This window comes from Microcoleus sp. PH2017_09_SFU_O_A, assembly GCF_020738625.1.
Classification (GTDB): domain Bacteria; phylum Cyanobacteriota; class Cyanobacteriia; order Cyanobacteriales; family Microcoleaceae; genus Microcoleus.
In genome coordinates, this window is record NZ_JAEQCF010000004.1 from 1 (window position 1) to 16,717 (window position 16,717).

Here is a 16,717-nt window from a genome sequence, read left to right on the forward strand (position 1 = left end):
TCGCCATCAAAAAGTGGATAATTACTTGCACCACGCCAGTCGGCAGATAGTCAATCTGCTCGCATCACAAAAGATAGGGACGCTAGTAATTGGCAAAAACGTACAATGGAAAAATGAGATCAATTTAGGCAAGAAAACAAATCAAAACTTTGTCAGCATTCCTCATGCTCGACTAATTGAAATGTTGAAATACAAAGCTGAATTGATGGGAATAAAAGTGATAGAACAAGAAGAATCCTATACTTCCAAATCGAATTTTTTAAATTTAGATCCAATTCCTGTCTATGGGAATATTGGCGCCCAGGATGCCAAATTTAGTGGAAAGCGAATTAAGAGAGGATTGTACAAAACATCAGACGGTCGATTGATTAATGCTGATGTTAATGGATCTTATAATATTTTGAGAAAAGCAATCCCAAATGCCTTTGGCGATGGGATAGAGAGCTGCGTAGCTCAGCCGAGGCGGGTTAATCCGCTCGAAGTAAAAGTGAAAGGGGAGGGAATTGAAGCCTCCCATGTCATGTAATAGATGACTATACTTTTACCAGCTATTAAGCGTCAATTTGACCAGGTAAAATATTATGTCGCTCGATATGAGATGATATAAAATCATTTATTAGCGTTTTGGACAAATAGATAAATGTCATCCCGCTGATATTTGAGTGTAAATTGGGGATGGTTGGCGAGTTGAGTTATGAGGTTTTGCACAAAAGCTCGATCGCTCATCCAGCCAGGATACCTCAGATTTAGCAAGACATACTCAAACTCTGCGAGATTTCCAGGAGGCGTCTGAGCCTGAGTTAAGCGTACTACAGGGCGGTGCGTTAAGTGCGGAGCCATGTGAGAAGTGGTTAAAACACTGCCTTTTGTGTTGACGAGGGCGATCGCTTCTCTGCTAGCCGACAAAGTGTCGAGGGAATCTACATAAATAGTCCAAAAATAGCCGTATTTCGCTAAAGCTAAGAAACCAATTAACGACCAAATTACAATCACTCTCGGTAATTGATATTTAGGAATTGGCAATTTATCAAAGATTGTATTTCCCTGGTGCTGATTCCTATCTGCTAAACTAGAAATTACCGCAACCAACAAAAACGGCAATATCGGAATAGAATATTGATGAATCAAGTCTCGTTGAGCGGGGATATCCGAAAGAATATTCATCGCCAACATTGGTACAGCGCTAATTAAAGGTGTCAGATGCCGTGGCGAAATCCACCAAATTACAGGTAATATTAATAAGGCTAAATATTCAAAAGTGTCAGCAGAAAACAAACGCCCTAAAATTAGATTTGGTTTCAAGATTAAATTAACAGCTATTTCTAAAACCGAGTTTCCCAAATATTGATATCGCCCGATTCCCGCGTGTTCTCTTCCCTGATTGAAATATGGTATAATTCCCTGAGTAACTACCAGAAACCAACCTACGCCAAGAAATAGAGCTATCAGCCCGCAATTGCGTTTTTTGTCAAAACATAAGAGCCACAATCCCATCGCAGCTACAGTTAAAGATAACACGGCTTTGCAGCTCAAAACTAAGACGATGGCAGCACAAAACCACAGAGTTTTATTCAGCCGCGCGGCGAGGATTGCTGCTAGCAGTGCGGGTAAAGCAATGACTTCGGGGTGGAAGTCGAAGAGGTTGACATTGAAGACTAAGGGGTAAAAAAGGTAGATACAGGCGATCGCCCAAGCTATACTATTCTTTAACCCAGCTTGAATGGCCAAACCCCAAGCCGGCCAAGCCCCGGATGTCAGGGCGACTGCTTGCACTAACAACAGCCAATGAACATCGGGATATATTTTGTACAGCCAAGCCACGGGATACATCACCCCAGCGGCGTGATTTCCCAGGTGGTGAATTTCCAGAAATGAGGAAAATGGCGTTTCTCCTTGACTGATGAGATACGCTACTTGATCGTAAATTCCGAGCTCAAAGGCGTTGGATTCAAGCAGGGCGTGGCGTACACTGCTGCATAGAAAAAATATTAGGGCGAAAAGGGCGATTTGCCAACTTACTGGATGATATTTTAGCTTAAAATTGTTCATATTGTATTCATTCCCAAATTATCTTAAAATTATCTGCGTCTGTCTGTGTTGCATTTGCCTTAAATCTGCGGTTGGTTTATCAATGAATAATTGCAATAAGTCTACTAATTGCTGATTTTCTGAAACAAAAAAACATCATCTTGCTGAAAGCTAATTTTAAATGCAGGAGATTGTTTCAGTTGAGTCACGACACTCGCAGCAGTATCCGCAGTATCGTGCCAAGGATGGCGCATATTTAATAGCACATACTCAAATTCATTCAAACTTTGTCCGTTGGCAACTTGATGCAACAATTTAATTGTTGCACGATGAGCGAGATGAGTTGCTAGGGAATTATCCGTTAAGACATTGCCTTGAGTTTGCACTCTATTAATTGCCTGCCGCGTCGCTTGCCAAGTATCGAGAGACTCTAAATAAATTGTCCCAAAATATCCATACTTTGCTAAAATTAAGAAACTCAAAAACGACCACAAAATTAACAATTTAGACACATTAGCAAATAGCAATTTTCCCCACCTCCAACTGCGGTGAATCCACAGGCGGCGCATCCAGATATGTTTGACAGATTTAATCGAAATGCGTTTCGAGACTGGCTTCCAAATTCGCGGCATCAAATTGCGGTGATTCCATAGATAATTTCCGGCATTTTTCCAAAAATTATTGCCTCTTTGCTGTCTGTCTGCTATGGTAGAGATTACCACGGTTAATACAAAAGGAAATATCGGTACTGAATACTGGTGAATCAAATCTCGCTGGGCGTCAATATCCGAAAGAATATTCATCACTAGCATGGGAAAAGCACCTATTAATGGTGACAGGTGGCGCGGGGAAAGCCACCAAATTACAGGGAAAAACAACAAAATCAAATATCCGAAAGTATCAGTCGAAAACAAACGGCCTAAAATGAGATTTGGTTTCAAGATTAAATTAATCGCAATTTCCAAAACTGAGTTTCCTAAATATTGATATCGCCCGACACCTGCGTGTTGTTTGCCTTGATTGAAATATGGTACGATTGCTTGAGTAGCTATCAAAAACCAGGCTGCACCGAGAAATATAGCAATGAGTCCGCACTTGCGGGTTTTCTCAAAGAAGAATAACCAAACTCCCATCATCAAGACTGTCAAAGATAGCACGGCTTTGCAGCTTAAGATTAAGAGGATGGCTGCACAAAACCACAATGTTTTATTCAGTCTGGCGGCTAGGATTGCTGCTAAAATGGCGGACATTGCTATGACTTCGGGGTGGAAGTCGAAGAGATTGACGTTAAATACTGCGGGATATAGCAGATACATGGCTGAAATGGCGATCGCCTTTGGTTCAGTTAATCCCGCTTGACGTGCTAAACTCCAACTAGGCCAAGCACCTAAGGCTAGGGCAAAAGCTTGCACGAATAACAGCCAGTGAACATCGGGATATATTTTGTAGAGTAAGGCTAGGGGATAGAAGATAAAGGCAGCATGATCTCCTAAAATATTGATTTCCATTAATGAGGAAAATGGTGTTTGATTTTGGGAGATTAAGTAAATTGCTTGGTCAAAAATGGCTAAGTCGTAGGCAGTGGAATGAAATAAAGCGTGGCGGGCGCTGCTGGCTACAAATAAAATTATCGTTGTTACGACAATCATTAACAATACTGGATGGGATTTTGGGGATTGTAAGGTTAGCATTTTCTTGGTTTAATCGGCGATGCGTTTAAATAGTAGAACTTCGTTTTTTTGATAAGTTAATTGAAAAGCGCGATCGTTTTTAAGTTGATTTGCTAAGGTGTTACCAATTTTTTCAGTATCTGGCCAGGGATGGCGGAGATTTAATAATATGTATTTAAATTCAGCTAGATTTGTTTGAGGTGAAGTTTGTGAAAGTAGTTTGACTGTGGGGCGATGGGCAAAGTGAGGAGCAAGTCTATTATCTGTTAAAATACTGCTTTGGGGTTGAACTTTGGCGATTGCTTCTCGTGTGGCTTGCCAGGTATCTAGTCTATTTGCGTACAGAATAAAGTCTTTGGATTCTCCCAGCAATAGGAATATTATTAATGACCAAATTATCATTGCTTTGGGTAATTGCATTCCCAGCCAAAGTTGCCGAATTTGGATGTTTTTAAATTGTAGCTTTGCGGTATTTGGTGCGCTAGATAACGGTTGATTGAGTATGTTTGTATTTTTTATTGCTTGTTCTTTGGCGATAATTGCTAAGATTAAAAATGGGACAATTGGCACTGAATATTGATAAGCTAAACTGCGTTGAAATGGTAAATCGGAGAGGATATTGATAATTAATGTAGGGATGGCTGGAATTAGGGATGTTAAATATTTGAGGTTGCTTTTGCGGGAGAATGGCAGCAACAGCCAAATTACGGGTAAGGTGAGGACAAATAAGTATTTGAATGTGTCGAAGGAAAGGATTTTTCCTAATACTAGCTGTGGTTTTAATATGAGGTTGATGATGATTTCTAGGACTGATTTGCCTAAATAGCTGTAACGCCCGACTCCGGCGACTTCGCTACCGCTAAAGTAGGGGATGATTTTTTGGGAAGCTATCAAAAACCATGCTACACCGAGTAAAAGTGCGATCGCCCCAAATCGTTGTTTTTTCTCGCAAACAAATAACCAGAAGCCAATAGCAGCAACGGTTATAGACAAAACTGCCTTGCAACTTAACACCAGCAGAATTGCGGTACAAAACCACACCAGTTTATTTAAGCGCGCTGCTAAAATTGCTGCTAACAGTGCGGGTAAAGCGATTACTTCCGGGTGAAAATCAAATAAGTTGATGTTGAATACCACCGGATAGAGCAAATAAATTAGGGCGATCGCACGAGACTCTTCTTGATTTAAACCCGCCAAACGCGCTAAACTCCAGCTAGGCCAGGCTCCCAGCGATAAAGCAACTGCTTGTACCAACAGCAGCCAATGCACATCCGGGTAAATTTTGTACAGCAAAGCCAGCGGATAATAGATTACCGCAGCGTGATCTCCCAAAATATGAATACCCATCAAGGAAGAAAACGGCGTTTGGTTTTGACTCAGCAAGTAAATTGCTTGGTCAAAAATTCCCAAATCGAAGGCTGTGGATTGGAATAAAGCGTGCCGCAAACTGCTACAGGCAAAGAAAATTGTAGCAGCAATGGCGATCGCCCAAACCAAACTCGACGGTAAGCGCGATCGACCTTCTTCTATATTTTCCCCGATTCCAACGCCGATATCCTCATGGTCATCAGCAAAATTTTCCCCATTTTCCATGAAATCTGGCACTAACTGACGACTCAAAATATGATTCCTTCAAATATGCTTACCACGCCATAGTTCAATACGGTTCACTTAAAACTATTTATGCGCCGGAGATCCCCCTAAATCCCCCTTAAGAAGGGGAGTAGGGGTTGACTTTGAGAGCATTCTTGTCCCACCCCCTACTCCCCTTTTTTAAGGGGGGTTAGGGGGGATCTGTCTTAATTGAACCGTATTGCGGCATAGTTAACCGCTAATTTTAGTTCCGGTAATCGTAATATTAGAATAATCCACAAAACCTTAAAAAATTGTGAAAGCAATAACTCTTCTCGGCTCCACAGGCTCCATCGGCACTCAGACTCTGGATATTGTAGCTCAATACCCGGAACAATTTCGGATTGTCGGGTTAACCGCCGGACGAAATGTAACGTTACTCGCACAACAAATTCGCCAGTTTAAACCAGAAATTGTCGCGATTTGCGACGAAGATAAATTAGAGGAATTGCAAAGCGCGATCGCAGATCTCGACCCTCAACCTATTTTACTTGCTGGCGAGTCAGGCGTTGTCGAAGTTGCCCAATATGGCGATGCTGAAGCCGTCGTCACCGGCATAGTTGGCTGTGCCGGTTTGCTGCCAACAATTGCCGCTATCAAAGCAGGCAAAGATATCGCCTTAGCCAATAAAGAAACATTAATCGCCGGCGGCCCCGTTGTCAACCCCCTGATCGAAAAATACGGGGTTAAAATATTGCCGGCAGACTCGGAACATTCGGCAATTTTTCAATGCCTCCAAGGCATACCGGCGGGAGGGTTGCGCCGAATTATTCTCACAGCTTCGGGCGGTTCTTTTCGAGATTTGCCGATCGACAAATTAGCACAAGTAACAGTCGCCGATGCCTTGAAACATCCGAATTGGTCGATGGGGCAGAAAATCACCATTGATTCTGCTACTTTGATGAATAAAGGATTAGAAGTAATTGAGGCTCATTACCTGTTCGGCATGGATTATGATGACATTGATATTGTCATCCATCCCCAGAGTATCATTCACTCGTTAATTGAGCTACAAGATACATCGGTTTTGGCACAATTGGGCTGGCCGGATATGCGTTTGCCCCTACTTTACGCTTTGTCTTGGCCGGAAAGAATTCAGACAGATTGGCCGCAGCTAGATTTAGTAAAATCCGGTGATTTAACTTTCCGAGAACCAGATCACGAAAAGTATCCTTGTATGCAGTTAGCCTATGCGGCGGGACGTGCCGGTGGTTCGATGCCGGCGGTGCTGAATGCGGCAAACGAACAGGCCGTAGCGCTATTTTTGGAGGAAAAGATTACATTTTTGGATATTCCGAAGTTGATTGAAAAGGTGTGCGACAAACATCAAGCTGATAACTGTGAAAGTCCGGCTTTAGATGATATTTTGGCTGCGGATCGGTGGGCGCGGCAGGAAGTTTTGACAAAAAGCATGGAATTGGGCGATCGTATTCTTTCGGTTCGCTGATTCTTAGATGGAGCGGTTGAAACCGCGTCTATACAAACAAAACCCGGATGGTGCGCGGGTTGAAGATAAGATGGTGAAAATTACGCGATTTTCTTCATTTATTTCTTCATTCCGCGGAGGCGGAATTCGTTTTTGTAGACGCGGTTTCAACCGCCGTCTTATATTTTCCCATTATTGATATAATTCCCCAATATGTCGATCGCAGCAACACCCAAGGAAGAAGCCCAACAATCAGAGCATTTCGAGCTTGGGTAAAAGAGCAACTTCAAACAAAACACGCCTAGGGGCGGATTTCAGTAACTCCCCACATTCGCCGCCAAATCAGCCGCACTCATCTTTTCGTACATTTCAAAAGGTTGATGAATCCAAGGATTGTCAGCCAAATAATCTACATAATAATCGGGCACTGCCACAGAACAAGCCTTGTACCAAAGCACAGCAGTCCGAATTTCCTGAATATCCTCGCCGTAACGACTCTTCAGCCAAACAATAGCTTGCTCTAAACTAATTCCCGAATCCACCAAATCGTCAACTAGCAGAATCCGGCTGCCCAAATTATCGCCCACCATTGTCAAATCCCGCGCAAATTCGATCGCCCGCCGGACTTTTCCCTCCGCCCCACCATAGGACGAGGCCGCTAAAATCGCCAGAGGTTTGTCGAAAATCCGCGACAGAGTATCGCCGACGCGCAGCCCTCCCCTCGCCAAACAGACAATGCGATCGAATTTCCATTGAGATTCATCAATTTTTACAGCCAAATCCTCAATTTTTCGGTGGTACTCAGACCAAGAAATGTAAAGGTCGTTCATCATAAAATTGGGTTAGAAACCCCGTCACTTCGGCTACGCTCAGTGCATCGCCTTATAGGACGGCTTTACTTAAATTTTTGTTAAGACTTATTATTTCACATAAGACGTGCTAGTATGTGAAAATAGCGCACTCAAGGTAAGCATGACACTAAAAGCCTTCAGCTATCGATTCTACCCAACGCCGGAACAAGAAAGTTTGTTGCGACGTACTTTGGGCTGTATCCGTTTGGTCTACAACCGCGCTTTGGCAGCGAGGACTGAAGCTTGGTACAAAGACCAAAAACGGGTAGCGTATGCTGAAACTTCTAGTATGCTGACAGATTGGAAAAAAACTGAGGAATTAGATTTCCTCAATGACGTTAGCTGTGTGCCATTGCAGCAGTGTTTGAGACATTTACAAACAGCTTATACTAACTTTTTTGACGGGCGGGCGAAATACCCCAACTTCAAAAAGAAACGCAATGGTGGTAGTGCAGAATTTACCAAGTCAGCATTTAAGTTCAGAGATGGACAAGTTTACCTAGCAAAAAATACCCAAGCGTTACCGATTCGCTGGAGCCGGACACTACCTGATGGTGCAACACCATCAACCTTAAGCGTGAAGCTTGCACCATCAGGTAGGTGGTCAGTTTCTCTGTTGGTAGATGTTGAAATTGAAGCACTACCTAAAACAGACAGTCAAGTCGGCATCGATTTAGGAATCACAAGCTTGCTTGCACTGAGCAACGGCGAAAAGATTGCCAATCCCAAAGGATTCAAGGCCAAGTATCACAAGCTTAGAAGAGCGCAGAAATCTTTAAGTCGCAAGCAAAAAGGGTCAAACAACCGTCAAAAGGCACGGCTTAAAGTAGCGAAAGTGCATCAAGAAATCACTGATGCAAGGAAAGATAATCTTCACAAGTTAACAACGCGGTTGGTGCGTGAAAACCAAACCATCGCCGTAGAAGATTTAGCTGTGAAAAATATGGTTAAAAATCGGAAACTTGCTGCTTCTATAAGTGATGCAAGTTGGGGGGAATTGGTCAGACAACTTGACTACAAGTGCGATTGGTACGGTCGCACTTTAATTAAGATCGATCGCTGGTTTCCGAGTTCTAAACGATGTGGCAATTGCGGTCACATCGTTGAAAAGATGCCGTTGAATATCCGGGAATGGGATTGCCCTCAGTGCGGTACTCACCATGACCGAGATATCAATGCAGCTCATAACATTTTGGCGGCAGGGCTTGCCGTGTCAGTCTGTGGAGCGACTGTAAGACCCGAACAGAGTAAATCTGTTAAGGCAGGTGCGAAAACCCCTAGTGGACGGAAGCAGAAACCTAAGTCGTGAGTCTTAGGAATCCCCGTGCGTTTACGCCGGGGTGGATGTCAAGTCGGCTAATTTTGGCGAATGCAATGCAGTGGGAGCGAACTTGAGCGGAGCTATCTTGCGGAGTGCCGTACTCAGCGGGGCAGATTTAACGGGGGCGAGTCTGAGGGGTGCAGACATCAGAGATGCCAACCTTCAACGGGCAATTTTGATTCAAGTTTATGCAGTTAACGCTAACTTGCAAGGTGCCAATTTGACAGAAGTAAAACTTTGCGGAATCAACCTGACTCAAGCAAATTTAACTGACGCCAACTTAACACAAGCCGATCTCAGCCATGCTAATCTCACTCAAGCAAATTTGAGTTGGGCTAATTTGACAGAAGCAAATCTCGAAAAAGCTAATTTGAAGGGAGCAGATTTGAGCGGAGCTAACCTGATTTGTGCAAATCTGCATCTAGCAGATTTGAGCGGAGTTTCCCTTAAGGGAGCAAATTTCAGGGGAGCAAACTTGCATCAAGCTTCTTTGCGCGGGACAAATTGGAAGGAGGCGAATCTGAGAGAAGCTATGATGCCTGACGGCACAATCTCGGAGTAAATAAGCTTGCAACACAGAATTTAAAACCGCAGGGTGCTGGTGGCGCACCCTACATTTAGCTTAATTCCAGATTTTATTGAGGGGATTTAATTCGATCTTCAGGTTACCCCGCCCAAAAACGGAGACAGGCCTCCGAGACTCGCCTAGTGGAGAGTCAAAAATTTTAGATCAAAGTTCAATCTCCAGATTTATCTGTTGAGACAATCTCAAATCTCAAATCTCAAATCTCAAATCTCAAATCTCAAATCTCAAATTGATTGACAGTGCATTTAAAGAGAAGTGGCAAAATTTTGGGTAACAGTTTAATCTACAACTTTCAGCCAGCCCCGGCGAACCGCGTGGAGCAAGCGGTTGATGGCTGTTTGATCTTCTTCGGTAAGACAGTCATTTAATAGCGCACTCTTGAGCTGTTGTCGGTGAGTGGGAGTCAGCAGACCGGAGTGATATACCTGAAACACTAGCTCTGCAATCGTAAATTGAGGTAAAAACGTTTGGGTCATCATTGGTTTTTTTTGAAATCACTTTTGACATTATTGACTGATTTTCCAAATATTTATGTGATTCAAATACGCCAGTAAATGTGATCGATTCTGTCTTGATTGGTGATTTGTGTCAATCGGACTTGGGGAGCGGATGTTTCCTCGATCGAGAGAGCATCTCGAAACACAAACCCCGTCCCGATTCCTCCTTTTTAGTAACTCCAAAATCTGTGTTTTTTGTTAAAAGCTGCTGACAAACAAATTAATATTAATTTAACAAATCACTAAGTATGTCCTTACCAATAAACATAGATGCGTTGAGGGGTGAGAACACTCATTTACTCTTTTGTATATGAGCGATCTTGACGCTGAAAAACACCTACAATGTACTGCCTTTTTTTTGCGATGACTACTAAGTAATTACTCCTAACTAAATCAACCGATATTAAACGTAAAACTTTTACGGTGTTGGGAAACCCACTTTGCTTGCATTTACTGGGTATCTTTGTGTAGTTTTTTTTTCCGTAGATATACTTAATGAGTGCCCGCTGCTGACTACTGACTACTGTCCGCGTGCGGGGACAGCACTAAGGACTGTTAACGGTTTTGCATCAAAAATCCCGGCATCTTCAAGAAACCGGGTGCGATCGCCACGATCGCAACAAAAAATATTTTTGAGAGGGTTAATGGAGAGACCTACTCACGGAAATCTTACTTGCGGGCAAAGCTTTACACCAGACAGAGTAGAACTACCAATCTAAACTTACTGTCTGAGGGTACTAATCGGAAATTCTGACCCATCCGCGGCGGATAGCGTGAAGTAGGCGGTTGACTGCATCTCGATCGTCTTCGCACAGAGCGCTTTCACAAAGTGTACGCAGTCCGTGACTTTCGGTACGACTCAGATTGCCCGAATGCGTGACTTGATAAAATAGTTCAGCGATCGTGCGATCGGATTTTAAAGTCAGAGTTTGCATGAAATCTCGTTGAACTCGGCTATTCTAATATCCAGCATTTGAGAACAGAGTAGGGTGATGGCCGTCGGGTAAGCTCTGTGATCTTTCTGAGATCTGCTTGTGATCTAAATCTCTAAGTGTACGTGAGTCAAATCACTTAAAAGGAGAGACCTCGATCGCATTGGCTGTGATTGTGGCGGTAGCCTCCAGGTTAGACGAAACCTCAAAAACTCCTGATGGCAAGACTTTGAGCGCGATTGTTGGTGGTTTCGTCGGTGTGCCTCCGACATCCTAGGCTGTGGACTCCCAGACTGGTAAAACTGTTCGTTTTCAACACTCCTCACCAAGGCCTCCAGTTGCGATCGGCGAGCCGCAGCCTGAGATACAATAAATTATCAATACTTCGACCCCATCTATAGGCAGGCAGGTAAAAGAATGCTCATTATTGGCTACTTTTCGGTTTCCTTAATCGTTTTTGTGGTTTGGTTCATTGTTTTTTGGAACGATACTTCAACATCCAAAAAAGACTTGCTCTCTTGGGTGGCCTTACTACTCGGCCCCCTGGTTTGGCCTATTGTTCTACCCTTATCCCTGTTTCAAATTAGTAGCAGAAAGTCGGTTGAACAAGAAGCTAAAGCAGAGCAAAAATTATAGTAAATTGTGGAAGTAACTGACTCAAACATAGTTAGTCATCTTGCCTGAATCATCATTCCTCGCTCCTCCCATCGAGTAAATCATCTTGTTTTATTACAAAACGTGGCATCTAGAAGGTGGAATCAGATAATAAAAATACTGAATCCTAAAACAGTATGTTTTTACCGCTATCAAATTCTGCCTTCTGTTTTTTGATGCCTGCTGTTATTTGGTGAGATTGTGATTTAAGGCTGCCACTCAGTCAATCGATTTTAGATTTTAGATTTTAGATTTTAGAGGCGACCCCACGGATAAATTCGGGGGAAGAGAGGATTTTCGATTTTCGATTTGGGATTGATGAAATTATTGGTCAAAAGTGTGAGACCCCGATTTTGGACAGCGACCGCAAAATTTTTTCAGTCATAAATTATCTTGCCACCTCCACCAAGCTCAAACTTAACAGGAAATTTAACACGTTCTCTTGCTGGCAAGAGTATAACTTCAGACATATTTTAGCGTTCGGCTGACAACTTAATGATTTTTATTATTTCCGGCTTCTGCGTACCATTAATCGAATTGGCGAAAATCATTGCTGGTTTTTGATAAAAAGCTATACTTTTTACCCTGTAAGCTTTTGATGTTAGATATTGACAGATTGTAGCAGCTTTCCAACAGAAAATTGTAGAGTTCGAGATCGCCACAAGTCCGAAACTCTTACCACAGTTAGATACACAATTAAAGGCAGAGACTTCAATATGAAATAGCCAACAAAACTCTTGCTTGTCTCAAGCAGGACTTGTTTTATGGGAGGAATAACGAGTGAGTTTATAAGGCGAGCGATGGAATTTTGATCTGGTGCTGCATTTTTGGGAACTTCCCCAAAAAAGTGCCGTCACAGTATCAAAATTCACTATTTGCACAAACCCTAGGAGTGAAAATGAACGAAATGTCTGAGAAGCGAATTTATGGAATTCTTAACGCAGTGTCGCTGCTAGTGCTGACCTACTATGCAGCTAGTTCAATCAATTATCTTTTCCAAACTGACGCTCACATCTACAGCTACGACAGCCAGAGCTATGTCAACGGGTCACCAGCAGACTTAGAATCACACTGAGCGGGTAAATAGTACAGCTTGTCTATGAATGCCAACGATTTTTTCGGGAAATTGCTAATTGTTAATTTATTGTGTTCGAGCGCGTCGGAATTAGCAATTAGCAATAAATAATTGCTGAAAACTATAATTTATAAAATTAATTTTTTAAATATAGCTGTATTCCAACTTACCTAAGACTTAGGCAGCACTGACACTTTTACAAAGGGCTGCTATTGATTTGTTGTGGAAGGCTGCGTTGACGTGCTTCCCATGACAGAAAATATCTTATGCACGGGCCATTCCCACAGATAACTTGTGGGGATAACTCATTTCGGCCTCTAAAACCTTGCTGCTTAATGCTTTGGAGATAAATCTAGTGTTTTTGTTTTTTTGGGGAACTAATATTTTAACTGAACAGTCAGGTTGATTGAAGCGTACTAAGAAATGGCACTCTGTTAATTATTACGCAATCCTGACGATCGCAATTTGTGCGATCGATCATTATTTGCCATCTGGCGTGCAAGTTCTATCAAAGAGCATAGTCCCATTAAAAATGGTACATGAAAGCCTATAGCAGCCGGGTCAATCTGGGTCTCAACCGATGTCCCGTTTAATTGATGAAATCCCGTTGAAGGGAACAAGTAGAAAAAATAATTTAGGGGGGGAATGTAAATGACACAGGTAACTAATCCAACTCAGCCACAATCGGCAGTTGAAAATCGTGGGGGTGGACTTGATATTATCGGCACCCAAGGCGATAACAGGATACGTGGAACGATCGAAGAGGATATCATCCTAACTTTTGGGGGCAACGATATCATTGCTGGTGGCAGTGAGAATGACCTGATTTTTTCAGGAGGTGGCAATGATAGTGTGGGTGGTGGCAGCGACAATGATACTATCTACGCTGGTACAGGCAACGATGTAGTCGATGGTGGTAACGGCAACGACACACTCTTCGGCGGTAAAGGTTTCGATCTCGTCAACGGCGGTGATGGTGCTGATTTCGTCTCCGGAGATCGGGGCAATGACACGGTACTTGGCGGATCGGGTAACGATACTGCTTTGGGCGGTGACGGCAATGATATCGTCTTGGGCGGTGACGGCAACGACAGTCTGTTCGGCGGTCGAGGGAACGATACTGTCGATGGTGGGAGAGGGGATGACTTTATCTCTGGCGACAGAGGATCTGACCTTCTGACTGGCGGCGCCGGTAGCGATACGTTCTACTTTGCTGGTGTTGGTGGCGATTATGGAATTGACACAATTACCGACTTTAACCCCGGTGAAGATAAACTCAGTTTCGATCGCAATGCTTTCTCTGGTTTGGGTGGCTCTTTCGATGCTACCGACTTTATCGTGGTTGCTGGTTTTGCTCCCGGAAGCGCACCAGCAAATACTTTGAACAAGATCGTCTACGACCCGCAAAACGGTTTGTTGTACTACAATCCAGGTAACGGCGGAGTGAAGACTGTGGCTCAACTGCAACCGGGGCTCAATCTTAGCTCCACTGCTGTCAGCAAGAACAACTTCGAGCTGTTCTAGAAAAACTAGCTCTTGCCAGAACAGCACCGGACAGATTCCGGGGCTGTTCTCACGCGGCAGTCTGACAATTTTGAAGGCTTCAATCTTAAGAAAGTGATGCTATGTGCTTAAGTAATCGATCGCCAAATCGATCGCCAAAATATAAATAATCTTAGAGTATAAAAATCTCAAATCATAACTCTGGGGGTTCACGCCGATGGGCTGAATTTCCAGGGAATAATGTGCTGCTCAACAAATTTTATTTTTCGGGAACTCTGGGCGGAACTTAAAAGTCTCGTGATTCAGAGTCTACTGAAAAATCGCAACTCAGTTTAAGCTCGATTGCGGGCGATCGAACTTTCGGGCGATCGACAGTTGCCAAGGACTGCGGTGCAATTTCTCAATCTTGAGAGCAATTAATTTATCGCGCTTGGCTTTCATCGTGAAAGCTTACCGAGGGATAACCGCTCCCATGCTCCCGATGAAGTAAGAAGCAAATGTCTAGACTTGTAAAAAATAAGTAGCCGCACCCAAGGTACGTATGGTAGACTCACAAACGTTTAAGTGGAATATTTTCGTGCTAGAGGAGGGAGTGATGGAGCCGAGAGTCCAAGGCAGAAAACAACTGATACTTGCTGCTCAACGAATACAAGATTCAACTCGCGGTTCCCGGCTCCCTGCTGACCAAAAATTTGGGATACAAGCCCCGTCCTTTTAGGACGGTTTTAATTGTTCCTAATTTTATTGGCAAAGCCTGTAATATAACAACACTCAAAAGATTTCTAGGCCCAAGACGCGTTGAAACAGCTACGATGCGGGCAAACTTAGAGACGGCTATAAGGGCAATGGTTAGCTCCAACCGTAGGATAGCAGAGTAAAAAGTCGCCATAGGGCATTGGGAGACTCTAAACGGACGCAGAGACAGAGTAAGACTACGACCAGCATCAGTCGATGAAGCGTCAAGAATCACCGCACTTTTAGGGCGGTGAGTATGTCAAAAATTAAATTACATGACAGCTTATAGCAGCCGGGTCAATTAGGGTCTCAACCGATGTCCGGTTCGATTTATTGAATCCCTTTGGAGGGAAAAGTGTATTGTAGAAAAGTGATTCATCTTTTAGGAGGAGTGTAAATGACACAGGTAACTAATCCAACACAACCAGCAGTTTCTTTGCCAGGAGCTGGCGGCTCCAGTGTTGTCGGCACCACAGGCGCAAACAGATTAAGTGCAGGCAATCTCAACGATATCATCCTGACCTTTGGGGGCGATGATGTCATCGCCGGTAACGGTGGGGACGACATCATTTTTTCCGGTGGCGGCAATGACAGTCTCGGCGGCGGCAGCGGTAACGATGCCCTCGTTTCAGGCAGTGGCAACGATGCTGTCTCTGGTGGTGACGGCGATGATAGAATCTTTGGCGGCAAAGGGAATGACCAGCTCGACGGCGGTGCTGGCAATGACTTGGTTTCTGGAGACAAAGGCAACGATCTCGTACTCGGCGGAACTGGTAACGATACCCTGTTCGGCGGCGAAGGCAGCGATACTGTCAGCGGTGGCGATGGCAACGATACCCTCTGGGGCGGTAAAGGCAGCGATACTGTCGATGGTGGCGCTGGCAACGACTTTATCTCTGGCGACAGAGGCAGCGATGTCCTGACTGGCGGTGCTGGTAGCGACACGTTCTACTTCGCCACCTCCGTCGTTACCGGTACATTAGAGGGCATAGACACGATCACTGACTTTACACCGGGTGAAGATAAGATTCGCTTGAAGCAGGGCGGTGTGTTCGCTGGTTTGGGCAGCAGCTTCGAGGCGAGCGAGTTTGTCGTCGTTTCTGGTTTCAGCGCCAGCAGCCCAGGATCCACCAGTAACAAGTTGATCTACGACCCGACAAACGGTGCGTTGTTCTTCAACGGTGGCAACGGAGTGTTACAGGTTGCTCAGTTGCAGCCTGGCCTGACTATTACCTCGAACAACTTCGAGCTGTTCTAAAACAACTGGCGGTTGTGGGGCGACACCGGATTTTATCCGGGGCTGTTCTCACAAAAGCTGATAGTTTGAAAGGATTTCAACCTCATTCTGCCAACAGCGGGGTGAGGTTGAAATATTCAAGGGCTCAAGTGAAGCAAGATCATTTAAAAAAAATCGACCAACACCGATCGACCGAATTAATATTTTGCCCGATCGCACAAAATATAAATCAAGACCCTTGGGTTAAGCCAGATCCCCCCTTAGCTTGCCCGCTACTCCCCCTTAAAAAGCAGGGTGGTTTTATTGTGGTCACACAAATTAGGTACGTAGTTGCGCTTGGGCGCTCTTTCCTAATCTTATAAAGAGCGCTGAAGCGCAACTACGTACCTTCGCCCAAGCGTGAGCCAATCTTTGAGCGATAATTTTGGTAGTTTCAGATTTCTTTTCCCGACAATAAAACCACCCTGCCTAGCCCCCCTTAAAAAAGGGGGGGACAAGAACTTCATCAAAGTCCCCCTTTTTAAGGGGGATTTACGAGGATCTCCGGGTAATAAAAATTGTGAACCCGAT

The 16,717-nt window shown here is 44.0% G+C and carries 13 protein-coding genes; 7 read left to right on the forward strand and 6 right to left on the reverse strand.

Going from position 1 to position 16,717, the window contains the following annotated elements; translation table 11 throughout:
* On the forward strand, nucleotides 1-526 hold a 526-nt coding region (locus tag JGK16_RS01930; RefSeq protein ID WP_293175469.1), incomplete at its 5' end, for a transposase.
* Between the two features lie 83 nt (nucleotides 527-609).
* Here JGK16_RS01930 and JGK16_RS01935 read toward each other — a convergent pair.
* The 3 genes from JGK16_RS01935 to JGK16_RS01945 all read right to left on the reverse strand — a co-directional run bounded on the left by JGK16_RS01935 (nucleotide 610) and on the right by JGK16_RS01945 (nucleotide 5,291).
* Nucleotides 610-2,049: a DUF2079 domain-containing protein gene (locus tag JGK16_RS01935; RefSeq protein ID WP_293189515.1), complete on the reverse strand. Its 1,440-nt coding sequence runs from the start codon at nucleotides 2,047-2,049 to the stop codon at nucleotides 610-612.
* A 104-nt stretch (nucleotides 2,050-2,153) separates the two neighbouring features.
* Complete coding sequence (locus tag JGK16_RS01940; protein ID WP_293189513.1) at nucleotides 2,154-3,677, reverse strand: DUF2079 domain-containing protein; 1,524 nt, start codon at nucleotides 3,675-3,677, stop codon at nucleotides 2,154-2,156.
* A 51-nt stretch (nucleotides 3,678-3,728) separates the two neighbouring features.
* Entirely contained in the window at nucleotides 3,729-5,291 is a 1,563-nt protein-coding gene (locus tag JGK16_RS01945; protein ID WP_293189519.1) for a DUF2079 domain-containing protein, read from the reverse strand.
* A gap of 295 nt (nucleotides 5,292-5,586) precedes the next feature.
* Here JGK16_RS01945 and dxr point away from each other — a divergent pair, with 295 nt between their 5' ends.
* Nucleotides 5,587-6,777, forward strand: a complete 1,191-nt coding sequence (gene dxr, locus JGK16_RS01950) for a 1-deoxy-D-xylulose-5-phosphate reductoisomerase (protein ID WP_293189511.1) — start codon at nucleotides 5,587-5,589, stop codon at nucleotides 6,775-6,777.
* Between the two features lie 293 nt (nucleotides 6,778-7,070).
* Here dxr and JGK16_RS01955 read toward each other — a convergent pair whose 3' ends face one another.
* Nucleotides 7,071-7,586, reverse strand: a complete 516-nt coding sequence (locus JGK16_RS01955; RefSeq protein WP_293189517.1) for a phosphoribosyltransferase family protein — start codon at nucleotides 7,584-7,586, stop codon at nucleotides 7,071-7,073.
* Nucleotides 7,587-7,728: 142 nt separating this feature from the next.
* Here JGK16_RS01955 and JGK16_RS01960 point away from each other — a divergent pair, with 142 nt between their 5' ends.
* Both JGK16_RS01960 and JGK16_RS01965 read left to right on the forward strand, forming a co-directional pair.
* Nucleotides 7,729-8,916, forward strand: coding sequence for an RNA-guided endonuclease TnpB family protein (locus tag JGK16_RS01960; RefSeq protein WP_293189509.1), 1,188 nt, complete (start codon nucleotides 7,729-7,731; stop codon nucleotides 8,914-8,916).
* 31 nt (nucleotides 8,917-8,947) lie between these two features.
* Nucleotides 8,948-9,490, forward strand: coding sequence for a pentapeptide repeat-containing protein (locus JGK16_RS01965; protein WP_293189507.1), 543 nt, complete (start codon nucleotides 8,948-8,950; stop codon nucleotides 9,488-9,490).
* Nucleotides 9,491-9,792: 302 nt separating this feature from the next.
* Here JGK16_RS01965 and JGK16_RS01970 read toward each other — a convergent pair whose 3' ends face one another.
* On the reverse strand, nucleotides 9,793-9,993 hold the full coding sequence (locus tag JGK16_RS01970) for a hypothetical protein (RefSeq protein ID WP_293175457.1): 201 nt from the start codon (nucleotides 9,991-9,993) through the stop codon (nucleotides 9,793-9,795).
* Nucleotides 9,994-10,748: 755 nt separating this feature from the next.
* The gene (locus JGK16_RS01975; RefSeq protein ID WP_293175455.1) at nucleotides 10,749-10,946 is read right to left on the reverse strand and encodes a hypothetical protein; all 198 of its coding nucleotides are present in this window, start codon (nucleotides 10,944-10,946) and stop codon (nucleotides 10,749-10,751) included.
* A 1,549-nt stretch (nucleotides 10,947-12,495) separates the two neighbouring features.
* Between JGK16_RS01975 and JGK16_RS01980 the strand changes: the two genes are divergently transcribed.
* The 3 genes from JGK16_RS01980 to JGK16_RS01990 all read left to right on the forward strand — a co-directional run bounded on the left by JGK16_RS01980 (nucleotide 12,496) and on the right by JGK16_RS01990 (nucleotide 16,168).
* Nucleotides 12,496-12,672: a hypothetical protein gene (locus JGK16_RS01980; RefSeq protein ID WP_293189505.1), complete on the forward strand. Its 177-nt coding sequence runs from the start codon at nucleotides 12,496-12,498 to the stop codon at nucleotides 12,670-12,672.
* Between the two features lie 651 nt (nucleotides 12,673-13,323).
* Nucleotides 13,324-14,196, forward strand: coding sequence for a calcium-binding protein (locus JGK16_RS01985; RefSeq protein WP_293175453.1), 873 nt, complete (start codon nucleotides 13,324-13,326; stop codon nucleotides 14,194-14,196).
* A 1,111-nt stretch (nucleotides 14,197-15,307) separates the two neighbouring features.
* The gene (locus JGK16_RS01990) at nucleotides 15,308-16,168 is read left to right on the forward strand and encodes a calcium-binding protein (protein ID WP_293189503.1); all 861 of its coding nucleotides are present in this window, start codon (nucleotides 15,308-15,310) and stop codon (nucleotides 16,166-16,168) included.
* Nucleotides 16,169-16,717: the final 549 nt, after the last annotated feature.

Bases quoted from the DNA above. Each gene is read 5' to 3' on its own strand.
- JGK16_RS01955 (WP_293189517.1), bottom strand. From the start codon at position 7,586: ATGAACGACCTTTACATTTCTTGGTCTGAGTACCACCGAAAAATTGAG.
- JGK16_RS01975 (WP_293175455.1), bottom strand. From the start codon at position 10,946: ATGCAAACTCTGACTTTAAAATCCGATCGCACGATCGCTGAACTATTT.
- JGK16_RS01970 (WP_293175457.1), bottom strand. From the start codon at position 9,993: ATGATGACCCAAACGTTTTTACCTCAATTTACGATTGCAGAGCTAGTG.
- JGK16_RS01940 (WP_293189513.1), bottom strand. From the start codon at position 3,677: ATGATTGTCGTAACAACGATAATTTTATTTGTAGCCAGCAGCGCCCGC.
- JGK16_RS01980 (WP_293189505.1), top strand. From the start codon at position 12,496: ATGAACGAAATGTCTGAGAAGCGAATTTATGGAATTCTTAACGCAGTG.
- JGK16_RS01960 (WP_293189509.1), top strand. From the start codon at position 7,729: ATGACACTAAAAGCCTTCAGCTATCGATTCTACCCAACGCCGGAACAA.
- JGK16_RS01990 (WP_293189503.1), top strand. From the start codon at position 15,308: ATGACACAGGTAACTAATCCAACACAACCAGCAGTTTCTTTGCCAGGA.
- JGK16_RS01935 (WP_293189515.1), bottom strand. From the start codon at position 2,049: ATGAACAATTTTAAGCTAAAATATCATCCAGTAAGTTGGCAAATCGCC.
- JGK16_RS01945 (WP_293189519.1), bottom strand. From the start codon at position 5,291: ATGGAAAATGGGGAAAATTTTGCTGATGACCATGAGGATATCGGCGTT.
- JGK16_RS01985 (WP_293175453.1), top strand. From the start codon at position 13,324: ATGACACAGGTAACTAATCCAACTCAGCCACAATCGGCAGTTGAAAAT.